Raw genomic sequence first — 14,915 nt, forward strand, 5'->3', positions numbered from 1 at the left:
CTTAGCAGAATTAGAAGCAATATTTGGTATTGCTAAAGTATAGATGAGCAGACATTGCTTTATTTATGTCATTCCTGCTTTCTTTTCACGGAAAAACATTGCCCGCATGGATCGTTTTAACGTCATTGCGAGGAAATTACGTAAGTAATTGACGAAGCAATCTTAGGAGTTTATTATTATTTCATGAGATTGCCACGCAGCTTACCGCTGCTCGCAATGACAATATATCTTTAACAATCCCTTTTCAAATAAAAAGAATATATACTAGTCAAATGGTTTCACTATAACCATAATCACTGCAACAATCATACAAATAGCCGGAATCTCATTAACTATACGATAAAATTTTTCTGAATGGACATTCTTACCATTTGCAAAATCTTTTCGCCATCTTGCAAGTAAACCGTGAAATATCACTAAAATCAATACTGCAAACATTTTAACGTGAAACCAAGTATCAAGAGCAACAAACCCGTAAATATGAGCATTTATTAAACCAAAAATAAATGTGCTAATTATTGCTGGATTCATAATGAATCTGAGTAATTTTAGCTCCATTACTTGTAAAGTACTATCTAGCTCACTACCTATTTTAGCTTTGGTATGATAAACATATATTCTAGGTAAATAAAGAAGCCCTGCCATCCAACATATAGCAGATATCAGATGGGCTGACTTAAACCATAGATAGTAACTTGCCATTCTGTTCCTTATTAATTTGTTAATTTACACAAACATTTAGTAAATTCGTTTGGACATATTCTTGTACTAGAGCTACTCATAACTAAATTAGTATCAACCTTATTAATAAATCGTAGCAATATATCTGTCAAACTATTAATAAAAATTTTATTTGTTCCAAGTGTTGGAATTCGGGTATATTGAATTTCATATTTATCTGCGATTAATTTATATTCAATATCAAGCTCTACTAGTGTTTCAACATGCTCGGATACAAAGGATATAGGTACGATAATTATGTCTTTTTTTAACTTTCCTGCTAGCTCTATTTCGTCTTCCGTATTCGGTTTTAACCACTCTATAGGTCCTACTCTACTTTGATAAGTTATCTTATAATCTAGATCTTTTATATTTAATTCTTTAACTATTGCTTGTACTGTTTCTTTTATCTGAAAACTATAAGGATCGCCTGCTTTTATTATTTTTTCGGGTAACCCGTGAGCAGAAAATAATATACGAAAATTTTTATCGTATAGTTTTTCTTTAATTAATGAAACATGGGCTTTTATAAAATCTTTTTCTAGAGGATAACAGCAAATTGTTTTAATTGGAATATCAATATCAAGGTTTTGTAAAAAATTTTTAACCGATGATCCTGTCGTAGTACTTGAAAATTGAGAATATAGAGGTAATAATATTATTTCGCTTGGATTATATTTTTTTATTTGACTTATTACTTCTTTAGCAAACGGTGCTGAATATCTCATATTTATAAAAATAGCAAAATCTTCTTTTATAAGTTGCTTTAGCTTTTCGGTTAGTGCTAATTTCTGCCCCTCTGTTTCCTGAAGTAAAGAAGATTTACCACCGATTAAAGAATAAATTTTTTGAGATTTTTTCTCTCTAGTAATAGAAATTATTTTAGCGATAATATAACGCAAAGGATTTGGTAGATTAATTATAGCTTTGTCATAGAATAGATTAAATAGAAAAGGCTTCACTGATTTAAGGTCTTTTGGACCGCCTAAATTAAAAAGTACTATTGCTATTCTTTTCTTCATATAACCTAACATATTCTGTCAAAAATTCTACATTTTCCGTAGGTGTTTCAGGCAAAATACCATGTCCTAAGTTAAAGATAAAATTCTTTCCTTTCATTGCCTGAAAAATTTTATAAGTTTTTTCTTTAATAATTTCTTTATTAGTTAATAATACAACCGGATCTAAATTACCTTGTACTATTACTTTATCACTCCACTCTTTCATTTTTTCAAGAGGGACCATTTGATCTACGGCTAAAATATCTATCGGTACTTCTTTTATAAATTTTTCGTACAATAATCCCGCTCCTTTAGGAAAAGCAATTATAGGAGTTTTTGGAAAAACTTCTTTTACTTTTAGTACAATCTTTTTTGTCGGCTCTATTACAAATTCAGTAAATTCCTCTTCTGCAAGTACTCCTGACCATGAATCAAAAAGCTTTAAAACATCTGCTCCAGATTTTGCTTGATTTATAAGATGATCAGCTGTTTTTTCCGTAATAAAATTTAATAATTCTTCAGCAAGTATTTTATTTTCATATATGAATTTTTTGCTCGTTTTAAAATCCTGTTTTCCTTTTCCTTCTAGCATGTAACTCATCACTGTCCAAGGACTACCTGCAAATCCTATTAAAGAAGTGGGGGATGGTAATTCTTTTTTTACTTTTTTTATTATTTCATAAACCTTTTCTAATTTATCATTTGGATTGATTTGCAGATATTTAAAATCTTCTTGTGATTTGAATTGCTTTAATATAGGCCCTATATTTTCTTTAAAATCCACCTCCCATCCAAGAGCATGAGGTAAAACTAATATATCGGAAAAAATAATAGCTGCATCAAATCCATAACGTTTTATCGGTTGTAAGGTTACTTCCGTTGCTTTGTTAACATCATAACAAAAATCTAGAAAATTTTTTGTTGTTTCTCTTACTTTTTTATATTCCGGCAAATATCTACCTGCTTGACGCATAAACCAAATAGGTATTTTATTACTATTTCCTTTTAACGGATTTATAATTTGCTTCATGCTATTACTAAAAATATTATAATAAATATATTTATACATATTATTTGTTGTTTATGTAAATAGAATTATGTAGGTTAAATGTTTTAAACAGAGTTATCAACAAAATTTTCATTAAAGTTTTCTTAAAAATATCGGTATTTTTAATTATTATTCACATAAGTTTGTAATGAATTTGTACGAGTGGATAATTAAGTGTAAAATTCATTTATAGTTTAGAAAAGACTATTTTTTCAAAGAAAAATGATATTTATTCACAATTTTATCCACAAACTATTTGTTTAAAAGAAAATACACTAGATTTACTTGATTTAATAAGGATTTGAGGAAATTTTTAATAGATTTTAATAGGAAAAATAATAAGTTATTAAAAAATTTATCCACAATTACATGTGTAAAGTATGACAAAGCTAATTATTCACTTAGTTTCAGACTCTTCCGTGCAAACTGCAAAATATGCAGCAAATTCTGCCCTTGCACAATTTATTTCCGTAAAACCAAAATTATATCATTGGCCAATGATTAGAAATTTGGAATTGCTAAATGAAGTATTAAGTAAAATAGAATATAAATATGGGATAGTATTATACACGATTGCTGATCAAGAACTCCGAAAAGCTTTAACGAAATTTTGCTATGAGTTAAAAATTCCATGTATTTCTGTAATAGGTAAAATTATTAAAGAAATGTCTGTTTTTTCAGGTATTGAAATAGAAAAAGAACAGAATTACAATTATAAATTTGATAAAACTTATTTTGATACACTTAATGCCATAGATTATGCTATAAGACATGATGACGGACAAATGCTTAATGAATTATCAGAGGCTGATATAATATTAATAGGTCCTTCTAGAACTTCTAAGACACCGACTTCCATATTTCTAGCGTATAACGGTTTAAAAGCTGCCAATATTCCTTATGTTTATAATTGCCCCTTTCCTGATTTTATAGAAAAAGATATAGATCAATTGGTAGTAGGACTCGTTATTAATCCAAATAGGTTAATTGAGATAAGAGAAGCTAGATTAAATCTATTACAAATTAACGAAAATAAAAGCTATACGGATTTTAATATAGTACAAAAAGAGTGCCTAGAAGTCAGAAAAATTTGTGATCAAAGAAATTGGCCGGTAATTGACGTGTCGACTAGATCAATAGAGGAAACAGCAGCTTTAATAATGCGAATATATTATAATAGAAAAAATAAATATAATAAATAAAAAGATTTTCATTATTTACAAGTAGAAGCCTGTACTTTATAATTTTATTTATGAATATAGATGTTGTCCATATGAATCCGAAAACAACACTATGTTATTCCTAGCTAAAAGCGACTTTGTTGTATGGATTGAAAAACCTACTCGATGTCATCCCCGCGTAGGTGGGGATCCAGAAAAATAACTTCAAATATTTATATAGAAGTTACACATTTAATAAAATAAACCTAAAAAAACTTGTTTTTTTAGGTTTTACTGGGTTCACGCCTACGCGGGAATGACATAAACGAGTCATGCAATAAGGCTGTTAAAAGCAGGAATGACATAAAAGCCATATGGACAATGCTACAAAAACATAGAGGAATTTATGGCAAATAACGTAACGGATAGCTCTTTTAAAAAGGAAGTAGTAGAATCGGATTTACCTGTACTGGTTGATTTTTGGGCAGAATGGTGCGGACCGTGTAAAATGTTAACACCTATAATAGATGAAATCAGTAAAGAATTACAAGGCAAAGTAAAAGTATTTAAAATGAATATTGATGAAAATCCTAACACTCCTTCAGAATACGGTATTCGTAGTATTCCAACGATAATGTTATTTAAAAACGGTGAACAAAAAGATACTAAAATAGGTTTACAACAAAAAAATTCTCTTTTAGATTGGATTAATAAATCTATTTAATATTTGTTTTATGTCACTTAGCCATTCAAAAGTATTTATAGAGATAACTAATGGTTATGTTGAAGGTATTGATACTCATAAAAGAGCTCAAGGTTTAAAGCATTTCTTCTTGAAAAAAGGAATCTCTCTTTCTCCAAATATACCTATATTAAACAATATTAATTTTTCTTGTTATGAGGGAGAAAAAATAGCTTTTATAGGGAGTAACGGTTCGGGAAAAAGTTCGCTTCTAAAACTAATCGCCGGAATATATCCGTTAAAATCCGGTACAGTCAAAGTTCATGGAGATATTGCGGCAATTATAGATATGGGAGTTGGTTTTGAACCTGAGCAAACTGGTCGTGAAAATATAAAAATGTTAATGCTATATAATAATATGCTGGATAAATATAGCAAAAAAATTGAAAAAGAAATTATAGATTTTTCAGAACTTGGTAGTAAAATTGATTTACCGATAAAAATTTATAGCTCCGGTATGTTATCACGCCTTGCTTTTTCTGTATCGATATTTCAAAATCCGCAGATTTTATTACTTGATGAAGTTTTTGCGGCAGGCGATAGCTATTTTATAGAAAAATCTCTTAGTTTAATGAAGAATAAATTTAAAAATACTCCTATTTCAATAATAGTAAGCCATCAAGAAGAAATTATAAAAGATAATTGCGATAGATGTATTTTATTAAAAGACGGCAATATTATAGGTGATGGTACACCATCGGAAATGTTTAAAATCTATAACCAACAACAAGGAAATTCATAAATGATAGAGTATTTTTTTTCTAAAAAATACTGGAGGGCAATAGCATTACTAGTTAAAGCTTCTATAATTAGGCAAAATAAAGATTCTTTTTTAGGTTCTTTATGGAGTTTAATTCAGCCTTTTATTCACATAATGGTAATTTCATATTTTTTCGGTTTTTTATTAAGACAGCCGAGAGAATTTATGATAATGAACTTAGTCGGCGGTATTCCTTTGTGGAGTTTTATAGTAAGCAGCTTAACGATTTGTTCAAGTTCTTTAGTTACACGTGATCAAATAATAAAAAAAGTTAGAATTTCTAAGACTTTTTTTCCTGTTGCGGATAGCTTAGGGCAATTATATACTTTAATTTGCTCATTTTCGGCAATGTATTTTGCTTTTATTTTATTATTTCCAGAAAAATTTTCTTGGCAAATAATATTTATGCCGATATTAATTTTGCCCTTAATAATATGTGTGATTAGCGGTTCTATCACAGTAGCATTTTTAACGCCGTATATTCGAGATATTCCGCAAATGTTGAGTGTTATTCTTGGAGTTATTTATTGGAGTATACCGATAGTTTATCCATATTCGCTAATTCCGGAGTCTAAAAAGATATATTTTGAATTTAATCCATTCTTTTTAGTTATAAGACCCGTACAAGCGTTGGTGATTGACGGAACATTACCGGATATGATGCTGATAGTTAAGTCTATTATAGTTGCATTTATTACTGTTTGTATCAGTTATTTAATTTATAGACAATTTTCTAAAAGAGTTATTTATTATTTATGAAACTTGGTTTTAATCTAGATTTTAATGAATTAGATTTAACCGGACTTAAAAAATTAGATCAAATATTTTTAGATTATCTCTTTAAAGCCGATAGATCTTTGCATAAAGATTTAATGTTATTTAGATCGACTCCTCTCTCCATTATTCCAAAAGATTATTCCGAATTTTTGCTAAAAATTTCCCCTCATTTAGACGATTTTTTAGCAGAGTTATTTTGTATTTCAAAAGAAATAACGATATCAAGGTTAAAACATAAAGATTTTGATATTATTTATGAATGTAAAAGAAAATTTGTTCAACGTGTTGCCGTAAAAAAATATCCACCGGAAAAAATAAAAGATATTGATTTTGAAGATGTGTATTTAAAGCTAACTGATTTAATAGGTGCGAATTTTACTTCTAGAGAATTTGCCAAACAAATAATTATATGGCAACAGGCAGAAGAAAGTTTTACAGAAGAATTAGACATAGCAGCTAGGTATGCTGCGTATAGGGTTTATTCGTGTGAGGGTATCAAGCCACAGGATGACATCCTATTCAACCTCCCACAAAAACTAGATAAAGAAAATCTAATAGACGATAAAAAAATATTAAAATATCAAAAAAATGAGAGAGTAGATTTTGACTATACAGATTCTTTTTTAAATCTAGATGAAGCTTTAAACCATTCTCATTATTGTATTTATTGCCATAAGCAGGATAAGGATAGCTGTTCTAAGGGATTACTGCAACCTCAGAATCGTCATTGCGAGGAGCGAAGCGACGTGGCAATTTCAGGAGATTTGACGAGATTGCCATGCTCCTTGCAGTCGCTCGCAATGACGGATTTAAAACAAGGCTGCCCGTTAAAACAAAAAATTTCTGAAATGAACTATGTTAAGGCACAAGGTTTTAACCTAGGTGCTCTTGCTATTATCGTTATTGATAATCCGATGGTTGCAGCAACAGGTCATAGGATTTGTAATGATTGCTCAAAAGCTTGTATTTACCAAAAGCAAGATCCGGTAAATATCCCATTAATAGAATCAAATATTTTAGCAGAAACGCTTAAATTACCTTACGGCTTAGAGATATATTTACTGCTTACTCGTTGGAATCCGCTTAATATTTATGCACCGCTTCCGAAAGAACCTACTAATTATAATATTTTAGTTACCGGTCTTGGTCCTGCAGGTTTTAGTCTTAGCTATTATTTATTACGGTCAGGTCATAATGTTGTGGCTATTGACGGTTTAAAAATTACTCTACTGCCTTTTGACGTTCATAAGCCTATAAAATTTTGGCATGAATATAAAAATTTGTTATCGGAAAGAATGCCAAGAGGATTTGGAGGGGTAGCGGAATATGGGATTACCGTTCGGTGGGATAAAAACAATCTCGATATATTGCGGCTAATATTAGAGAGAAATAATAATTTCAAATATTATGACGGAGTAGCTTTAGATTTTAATATAACGAAAGAACAAGCTTTCGATTTGGGTTTTGACTATATAGCTTTTTGCATTGGAGCAGGTCAGCCGAAAGTTTTAGATATAGAAAATTTTGAAGCTAAGGGCGTAAAAACGGCTTCTGATTTCTTAATGATTTTGCAAAGCGGAGGAGCATTTTTGAAAAATTCTAATACTAATATGGTAATTAGGATGCCGATTGCGGTAATAGGCGGCGGTCTTACTTCCTTAGACGTAGCAACGGAAAGTTTATATTATTATAAAAAACAAGTAGAGGAATTTGCCGAAGATTATATAGAAAAAGATTTAATGGAGGAAGATAAAGAAATAGCTGAAGAATTTATTGCTCATGCAAAATTGTTTAAAGAAGCTAAGAATAATGAAGAATTAAGAAAGGTTTTTAATAAGCTTGGGGGTGCTACTGTCTACTATCGTGGAAGATTGCAAGATTCGCCGGCATATAAATTAAATCACGAGGAGCTAATATATGCATTAGCACTCGGTGTTGATTTTAAGGAAAATATGCAACCTTTAAGGATTAATGTTGATAAATACGGTCATGTGGAATCTGTGGAGTTTGAGAATCGAAACCGTCATTGCGAGCAGTCAAAGACTGCTTGGCAATCTCAGGAGTTTGGTTTAACAAGATTGCCGCGTCAATGCTACGCATTTCCTCGCAATGACATCAAAACCAAAACTGTGATTATGGCAATCGGTATAGAAAATAACACTCAATTCGATGAGGATAAATATAGTTATTTCGGTGATTGTAATACTAAATATTCGGGTAGTGTAGTGAAGGCTCTTGCTAGTACCAAAGAAGGGTACAATGCTATTAACAAAAGGCTTATAAATAATAATCCTAGCTTTAAAGGTAGTTATAAAGATTTTTGTACGCAGCTTGATTATTTGCTGACTTCTAGGGTTAATAAAATAAATATTTTAGATGATAAAACTTTTGAGTTGATAATTCATTCGCCGCTTGCTGCTAAAAATTTTAAGTTCGGACAGTTTTTTCGCTTACAAAATTATTCTGAAGATGCTGCTAAGTTAATAGAGCCTGTAGCCTTAAGCCCTATCGATATTGATGTAGAAAAAGGCTTAATTAGCTTTATAGTTTTTGAAGTCGGTAAATCTACTAGCTTATGTAAAACATTATCCGAAAATGAGAAAGTAGTTTTAATGGGACCGACAGGTTCGCCGCTAGAAATATATCAAAATAAAAAAATAGTTATTGTTGATTTCGAAGCCGGTAATATAGGCTTATTAAAAGTTCTAAAAGAAAATAATAATGAAGTTATATTTGTTACCTATCCTGATATAAAAACCCGTAAATTAGTTTCAGTGGATATAGTAATAATTAATGCTTCTCCTGAAATAATAGAAGAATTGCAAAGTCTAAAAAATGAAATATTCAGTGAAAATACAAAAATAATAGTTAGAGTTAATTCATCGATGCAATGTATGATGAAAGGAATTTGCGGACAATGTATTCAAAAAGTTAAAGGAGAGCAGAAATATATTTTTGCATGTAGCCAGCAAAATCAAAATGCAGAAATAGTTGATTTTAAGAGCTTGAAAACTCGTTTACGCCAAAACTCTTTGCAAGAAAAAATGAGAAAATTAGTGGCTAATTCATCCATGATTTAATAGCTTCAATTAACTCTTCTAGTTGTTCAGGTGATAATTCACCAATTTTTTTTGAATTTTATCACTTCTTATAGCACTAATTTTATCAACCATAATATGAGATTCTTTTAGCTCTGTAGGAGTCAATAACAGGCGAAAAGTTGGAGCATCTATTAAATTCGTTGTTAGAGGGCAAACTGTTATACTGGGATGATTTTTATATAAATTAGATTGAACAACAACAGCGGGACGAGGTTTACCATAATCTCCAGATATTACACCAAGCAACAATATATCTTTTTTTAATTTCTATTATTTCCATTCATCTAACCAACTTTCTTCATTGTGTTTTAACCATAAGTTGGCATCAGGATTGTTTTCTTTACTAGCTAATAAGGATTGACGTTTAGTTTCTTTGGCTAGGTCTGAATTTTCTAGTTGTTTAAGATATATACGTATTGCTTCACTAATTATCTAGCTTTTTCCACGGTGTAAATCATGAGTTGCTTTTTCAAGTTTTTTACTTAAATTTATTTCTAAGCGTATACTAGTCGTAATACTTTTTGTCATTTTTATCCTCCTTATAATGTGTAAATAAATTTACTTCTCAAAACGACAAAATGCTCTACTACTATCTTGATTAAGAAAATCGATAATTTGTATTACTATAGAATTATTGTTATATTTCTCGGCAACTTGTTTTATACGTTCAGCAAAATTACCTTCACCTGAGAAGATTTCTTCGATAGCTTTTAAAGCACTTAAAGACTTTGCTTTATCAAACCCTTTTCTATTCATACCGATTAGATTTAAGCCCTCAAGCACCGCACGTTTGCTACTTATAAGCCCAAACGGTATTACATCTGCTCCGACCGGCGATAGCCCGCCGATCATCGAATATTCACCGATTCTAGCATATTGATGTACAGCAGACAGTCCGCCGATTATTGCATAATCACCTACCCCAATATGACCTGCTAGGCTTACATAATTAGCAAATACTACATCATTGCCGATTTTACAATCATGACCTATATGGACGCCAACCATAAATAAATTATTATTTCCTACTCTTGTCACCATTCCGCCGCCTTGGCTTCCTGCTTGTACCGTAACATATTCTCTAATAGTATTATTAGAGCCGATTATCGTGCTTGACTGCTCATTAGCATATTTTAAGATTTGTGGAGGTTGACCTATTGATGCAAAAGGATAGATTACGGTATTTTCGCCGATTTCGGTAATCCCTTCAATTACTACATGGGATTTTAGCTCGACATTGTCATGAAGTACAACTTCAGGACCTATAATACAATACGGTCCGATTTTTACGTTTTTACCGAGCTTTGCACCTTCTGCAATTACAGCTGTAGTATGGATATTAGAATTTGACACTATATCCCTATGCTTTATTTTTAATCATTGCGGTAAACTTACTTTCTGCAACTATTTCACCTTCGACCGTAACCGTACTTGAAAATTTCCATACGTTAGCTCTTTGCTGATCAATAACAGCGTGGATATGCATAGTATCCCCCGGCTGAACAATTCTACGAAATTTTGCATTTTCGATAGCCATTAAAAACACTTCTTTATTCTTAGCAGAACCTAAAGATTTAGCAACTAATACAGCAGCTAATTGTGCCATAGTCTCAACCATTAGAACACCGGGCATAACAGGCCTTGCTGGAAAATGTCCTGTAAACTGCGGTTCGTTAACAGTAACATTTTTAATACCTGTTATTGATTTGTTAGGATCGATTTTAAGTACTCTATCTACTAATAAAAATGGATAGCGATGAGGTATCCAATCCATGATTTCGGTAACATCTATGATCATTTATTTAGGTCTCTTCTTTAATGTAAATTTTCCGTCATTGCGAGGAAATTATGAAATAATTGACGAAGCAATCTAGTAAAAAGTACTAAAATCAGCACTTTTTTCTGATTTTTTTTGATTGCCACGTAGCCCATGGCTGCTCACAATGACGACTCAGGTGTTCATGCAATAACAAAGCTCTTTTCAATAGCAAGCTACTTTTTTAATTTGCTATTAGAGGTCTTTAGTAATTGTTTCATAATAATAGATTGTCTATGCCAATCCATGATAGGAACTGCAGGGCTGCCACCGACAATTTTACCTGCTTCTATATTTTGTGCTACACCGCCTTGTGCCGCTACCTGTGCCCCGTCGCCTATATTTAGATGTCCGGCGATTCCTACTTGCCCTCCAAGAGCACAATATTTACCGATCGTGCTACTTCCTGCTATACCTGTCTGTGCTACGATAATAGAGCCTTTACCTATTTTGACGCCATGCCCTATTTGTACTAAATTATCTATGCGGCATAAATCTTTTATAATTGTATCTTGAAATGATCCTCTATCAATAGTAGTGTTTGCACCGATTTCAACATTATTGCCGATTTCAACTATTCCTATATGAAATATTTTATGATGTACGCCTTTTTCGGTAGAAAATCCAAACCCGTCCTGTCCAATTTTTGCACCTGCAAGTATTACGACGTCGTCGCCTATAATTGCATAACTTATTGAAACATGTTGTTCTATTCTAGCGTTTCTGCCTATATTTACGCCTCTACCTATAAAACTTCCGGCTTCTATAATACTATTATCACCTATAATAACATCGTCTTCAATAACTACATTGTGACCTATATAACAATTTTTTCCGATAGTCGCCGAATCTGCAACAATAGCGGATTTCATTATTTTAGCAGGGTATGATTTAATAGGAGCATAAAAAAAATCTATTAATTTGCCGTAAGCAAAATATGAGTTCTGGGCGTGTAATAAAACAGTATTTGGATTTGCTTCTCCCGTAAAATTTTTCGGCACTATACAAGCAGCAGCTTTGGTAGTTTTTAAAAATTCGGAGTATTTAGGATTGCTTAAAAAGCTAATATCATTTGGTGATGCTTCCTGCAGAATTTTAATATCATGAATAGCTATATCTTCATGAATCTTAGGAGGTTCTATAATATCGTATAAAAAATCTATAATTGCTGTTAGTGTTCGTGGCCCTAGATTTTTATAAAAATTACTACTTACCATATAACTTTAAGCAAATTAATCATTAGCGACAGTAAGTATATAAGTGATAGTTTTATTATGCAACAAAATTTATAGGTGGCATAAAAAGGTATTGCTAAGTAAAGAATGATATCGTCATTGTGAAGCTGTAGGCTGCGTGGCAGTCTCATGAAATAATAACAAACTCCTGAGATTGCTTCGTCAATTGCTATGCAATTTCCTCGCAATGACGGGAAAACCGATCCACGCAATAACGTCTACTTTACTTGATTGTAAGATCTAGGAAAAAAATAGATAAAAAGTCACAAATATTAATTTTTATTAATATAAACCTAATATTTATCTTAATATCTAGAAAAATATTTAGTTAATATTAATTTACGTTTTATTAAGAAGAATTAAATTAATATATTGTAGCTATTTTAGTACAAATCTTATCAATTTTTACAAAAATATTAATAATCTAATTTCTTTTAATAAAGCCTAAATTATATTAACTAAATCAAGGTATTGAAAATGTTAGAAATAAACAACTTAGCCTTTGCAGGTGGTGGAGTAAAAGTCATCGCGTATGCAGGGGCTCTAAAGGCATTAAAAGACAAAGATTGTTTAAAAAAAATATCCAGAAAGTAGTTGGAGCTTACGGTGGTGCTGCAAATAGCTGCTTTCTCCATAGTACTAGGATATCAACCGGAAGAAATTGAGGATATACTTAAGAAAATTGATTTTAATAATATTTTCAGATCATACTAGTAAATGGGACCAAGTGTATAATCTTGTATTCTACGGATGGTTAAATTCTGAGAAATATCTAGAAGAATTTTTAGGGCAATATTAAAAGACAAGGGATTTGACCACGATATTACTTTTAAACAGCTACATGACAGTCAAAAAACAAACATAGATTTATACGTAGTGTGTACTAAATCTCAGTACTCAATTTCCGGAAATTCTATCTTATGAAAATGCTCCTGATGAGAAAGTCGTAAAATTCGTATACGCTTCAGGGGCTTTTCCTATATATTTTCAGTCCGTACAAAAAACTGTTCAAGGAGTAGTTTCAACATATGTGGATGGTGGAAATAATTACCCGGTTGAGGTGTTTGATGATAAAACTGCAGCACGAAGCCTTTCTCAAACAGATAATAAAAATTATAAAACTCTTGGGTTTAAACCAATCAATAAAGAAATATTAGAAGCTTATCAGAATGGTACAGAACCTAAACCGTTTTGTGGATACTACTACTGTTGTGGATCAACTATATGCATTAGCTGAAGTTCTCACAAGCTCTGACTTGGTAAGTTGTTTTCAGAGTCATGATAGAACAGTTTTTATGGATGATCATAATATATCAGCTTTAAGTTTTGATATCACAGCTGAACAAAAAGAAGCATTAATAAATTCAGGTTATTCTGCAACTTGTGACTATGTGACGAGAATGGAGAATATAATGCTTGCAGGACTAGGAGTAAACGATTCTAATGATAGCCTTGTATTATAACAACGCGAGTGGATAACCTGCTATTCGCTTTAATCTTGTTTTACAGATAGCATAAAAGGTATTGCAAAATAAAGATTGATATCGTCATTGCAAACGACTGTAAGCTTTGTTGCATGGCTCGCAAAATCCGCTCGATGTCATTCCCCCGAAAGCGGGAATGACATAAAACGAGTCATGCGAGCACAATACCAATTTTTGAAATCAATAATCATATTGACTTGTTTAAGTTTTGCTTAGAATCATCTTGGAACAGCTAAGGTTGTTCTGGAGTATAGAAACCTCCATTAACAGGCGGCAAAATCACCGTTAAATTGGTTTATTCCTCGATATTTTACGGTCGGGGGGGAGGTAGTAGTCATGTTCAGGGCTTAGAGTATTAACTTTAAGCCTAAAAACTACTCAGCTGTTCTTGTTGACGGTGTTTCTAACTCCCTGATCACCAATCGGGCTTTAATTTAGCTTCTTGGTGATCAAACTTGAATCATTTAAGTTTAACTAAGGAGAACTAAGCCGTTATGAATACTAAAACAGTAGAAGAAAGAATAGCTATTATTGAGCCATATCTAGATTTTTTTATTAAAGACAAAGACTTATTACGTGAAATTTATCCAAATGGTATAAATAGGGAATTAAGAATAGAATTTATTTTAGCTTAAAAACCTTACACATCATATTCTTACTACAAATTAATTAGAAATTTATTCAATTTACCATACTGAAAATTATACTTATAATCGATAAACAACTTTTAAAAACATCGCTTGGTTTATTTCGTTCAATTATTCTTGGCACTGTATTATATCTAAACTTAGTTAAAATTTTTATCTATGATAAGAATGATTTTGTATTGAACATACGAGTTTTAAAAAGTAATGAAAATTACTTTTTGTTATATAAAATAATTACTTTAAAACTGATTAACTGGGAGTAATTAAATAAGCAGAATTTAAATGGTGGAGGCAAGTATACTCAAATGCTTTCAAGAATTGAATTTTATTTTGAGAGGTGAGGATGCGAATCCTTGATAAAATGAAAGAGCAATTTTTGAAAGCAGAAGAGTATAGACGATTTGCTCCACCAAGCGACAGTATA

General features: G+C 31.3%; 15 protein-coding genes and 1 pseudogene. 8 read left to right on the forward strand and 8 right to left on the reverse strand.

Annotated elements, in window-relative coordinates; translation table 11 throughout:
• Window positions 1-264 precede the first annotated feature (264 nt).
• The 3 genes from hemJ to hemE are packed head-to-tail and all read right to left on the reverse strand — an operon-like array spanning window position 265 to window position 2,751.
• The gene (gene hemJ / locus A3305_RS02905) at window positions 265-702 is read right to left on the reverse strand and encodes a protoporphyrinogen oxidase HemJ (protein WP_014391684.1); all 438 of its coding nucleotides are present in this window, start codon (window positions 700-702) and stop codon (window positions 265-267) included.
• An 11-nt stretch (window positions 703-713) separates the two neighbouring features.
• A complete protein-coding gene (hemH, locus tag A3305_RS02910; RefSeq protein WP_014391685.1) occupies window positions 714-1,754 on the reverse strand; it encodes a ferrochelatase in 1,041 nt (346 codons plus the stop codon).
• On the reverse strand, window positions 1,711-2,751 hold the full coding sequence (gene hemE / locus A3305_RS02915) for a uroporphyrinogen decarboxylase (protein ID WP_014391686.1): 1,041 nt from the start codon (window positions 2,749-2,751) through the stop codon (window positions 1,711-1,713). The genes hemH and hemE overlap by 44 nt, the downstream gene beginning before the upstream one ends.
• 398 nt (window positions 2,752-3,149) lie before the next feature.
• Here hemE and A3305_RS02920 point away from each other — a divergent pair, with 398 nt between their 5' ends.
• The 5 genes from A3305_RS02920 to A3305_RS02940 all read left to right on the forward strand — a co-directional run bounded on the left by A3305_RS02920 (window position 3,150) and on the right by A3305_RS02940 (window position 9,288).
• Complete coding sequence (locus A3305_RS02920) at window positions 3,150-3,971, forward strand: pyruvate, water dikinase regulatory protein (protein WP_014391687.1); 822 nt, start codon at window positions 3,150-3,152, stop codon at window positions 3,969-3,971.
• 364 nt (window positions 3,972-4,335) lie between these two features.
• Complete coding sequence (trxA, locus tag A3305_RS02925) at window positions 4,336-4,653, forward strand: thioredoxin (protein WP_014391688.1); 318 nt, start codon at window positions 4,336-4,338, stop codon at window positions 4,651-4,653.
• 10 nt (window positions 4,654-4,663) lie between these two features.
• On the forward strand, window positions 4,664-5,413 hold the full coding sequence (locus A3305_RS02930; RefSeq protein ID WP_014391689.1) for an ABC transporter ATP-binding protein: 750 nt from the start codon (window positions 4,664-4,666) through the stop codon (window positions 5,411-5,413).
• Window positions 5,414-6,190 (forward strand): ABC transporter permease, encoded by a 777-nt coding sequence (locus A3305_RS02935; RefSeq protein WP_014391690.1) that lies wholly within the window; start codon window positions 5,414-5,416, stop codon window positions 6,188-6,190.
• Window positions 6,187-9,288 carry an FAD-dependent oxidoreductase gene (locus A3305_RS02940; RefSeq protein WP_014391691.1) on the forward strand — a complete coding sequence of 1,034 codons (3,102 nt, stop codon included), beginning with the start codon at window positions 6,187-6,189 and terminating at the stop codon, window positions 9,286-9,288. The genes A3305_RS02935 and A3305_RS02940 overlap by 4 nt, the downstream gene beginning before the upstream one ends.
• Window positions 9,289-9,306: 18 nt before the next feature.
• Here the strand turns inward: A3305_RS02940 and A3305_RS02945 are convergent, their stop codons facing one another.
• From A3305_RS02945 to lpxD, 5 genes and pseudogenes are all read right to left on the reverse strand, one after another.
• The gene (locus tag A3305_RS02945) at window positions 9,307-9,558 is read right to left on the reverse strand and encodes a type II toxin-antitoxin system PemK/MazF family toxin (RefSeq protein WP_226983981.1); all 252 of its coding nucleotides are present in this window, start codon (window positions 9,556-9,558) and stop codon (window positions 9,307-9,309) included.
• A 21-nt stretch (window positions 9,559-9,579) separates the two neighbouring features.
• Window positions 9,580-9,837, reverse strand: a pseudogene (locus A3305_RS11470) (hypothetical protein).
• A 30-nt stretch (window positions 9,838-9,867) separates the two neighbouring features.
• Window positions 9,868-10,662 (reverse strand): acyl-ACP--UDP-N-acetylglucosamine O-acyltransferase, encoded by a 795-nt coding sequence (gene lpxA, locus A3305_RS02955; protein WP_014391694.1) that lies wholly within the window; start codon window positions 10,660-10,662, stop codon window positions 9,868-9,870.
• 7 nt (window positions 10,663-10,669) lie between these two features.
• Window positions 10,670-11,107: a 3-hydroxyacyl-ACP dehydratase FabZ gene (gene fabZ, locus A3305_RS02960; RefSeq protein WP_014391695.1), complete on the reverse strand. Its 438-nt coding sequence runs from the start codon at window positions 11,105-11,107 to the stop codon at window positions 10,670-10,672.
• 194 nt (window positions 11,108-11,301) lie between these two features.
• Entirely contained in the window at window positions 11,302-12,342 is a 1,041-nt protein-coding gene (gene lpxD / locus A3305_RS02965) for a UDP-3-O-(3-hydroxymyristoyl)glucosamine N-acyltransferase (RefSeq protein WP_014391696.1), read from the reverse strand.
• Between the two features lie 928 nt (window positions 12,343-13,270).
• Here lpxD and A3305_RS10220 point away from each other — a divergent pair.
• The 3 genes from A3305_RS10220 to A3305_RS09430 all read left to right on the forward strand — a co-directional run bounded on the left by A3305_RS10220 (window position 13,271) and on the right by A3305_RS09430 (window position 14,479).
• Window positions 13,271-13,597, forward strand: a complete 327-nt coding sequence (locus tag A3305_RS10220) for a patatin-like phospholipase family protein (protein ID WP_226984044.1) — start codon at window positions 13,271-13,273, stop codon at window positions 13,595-13,597.
• Window positions 13,530-13,823 (forward strand): alpha/beta hydrolase, encoded by a 294-nt coding sequence (locus A3305_RS10225; protein WP_226983982.1) that lies wholly within the window; start codon window positions 13,530-13,532, stop codon window positions 13,821-13,823. The genes A3305_RS10220 and A3305_RS10225 overlap by 68 nt, the downstream gene beginning before the upstream one ends.
• A 515-nt stretch (window positions 13,824-14,338) precedes the next feature.
• Window positions 14,339-14,479: a hypothetical protein gene (locus A3305_RS09430; RefSeq protein ID WP_014391699.1), complete on the forward strand. Its 141-nt coding sequence runs from the start codon at window positions 14,339-14,341 to the stop codon at window positions 14,477-14,479.
• Window positions 14,480-14,915 lie beyond the last annotated feature (436 nt).

Source organism: Rickettsia amblyommatis (assembly GCF_002078335.1).
Lineage (GTDB): Bacteria > Pseudomonadota > Alphaproteobacteria > Rickettsiales > Rickettsiaceae > Rickettsia > Rickettsia rickettsii.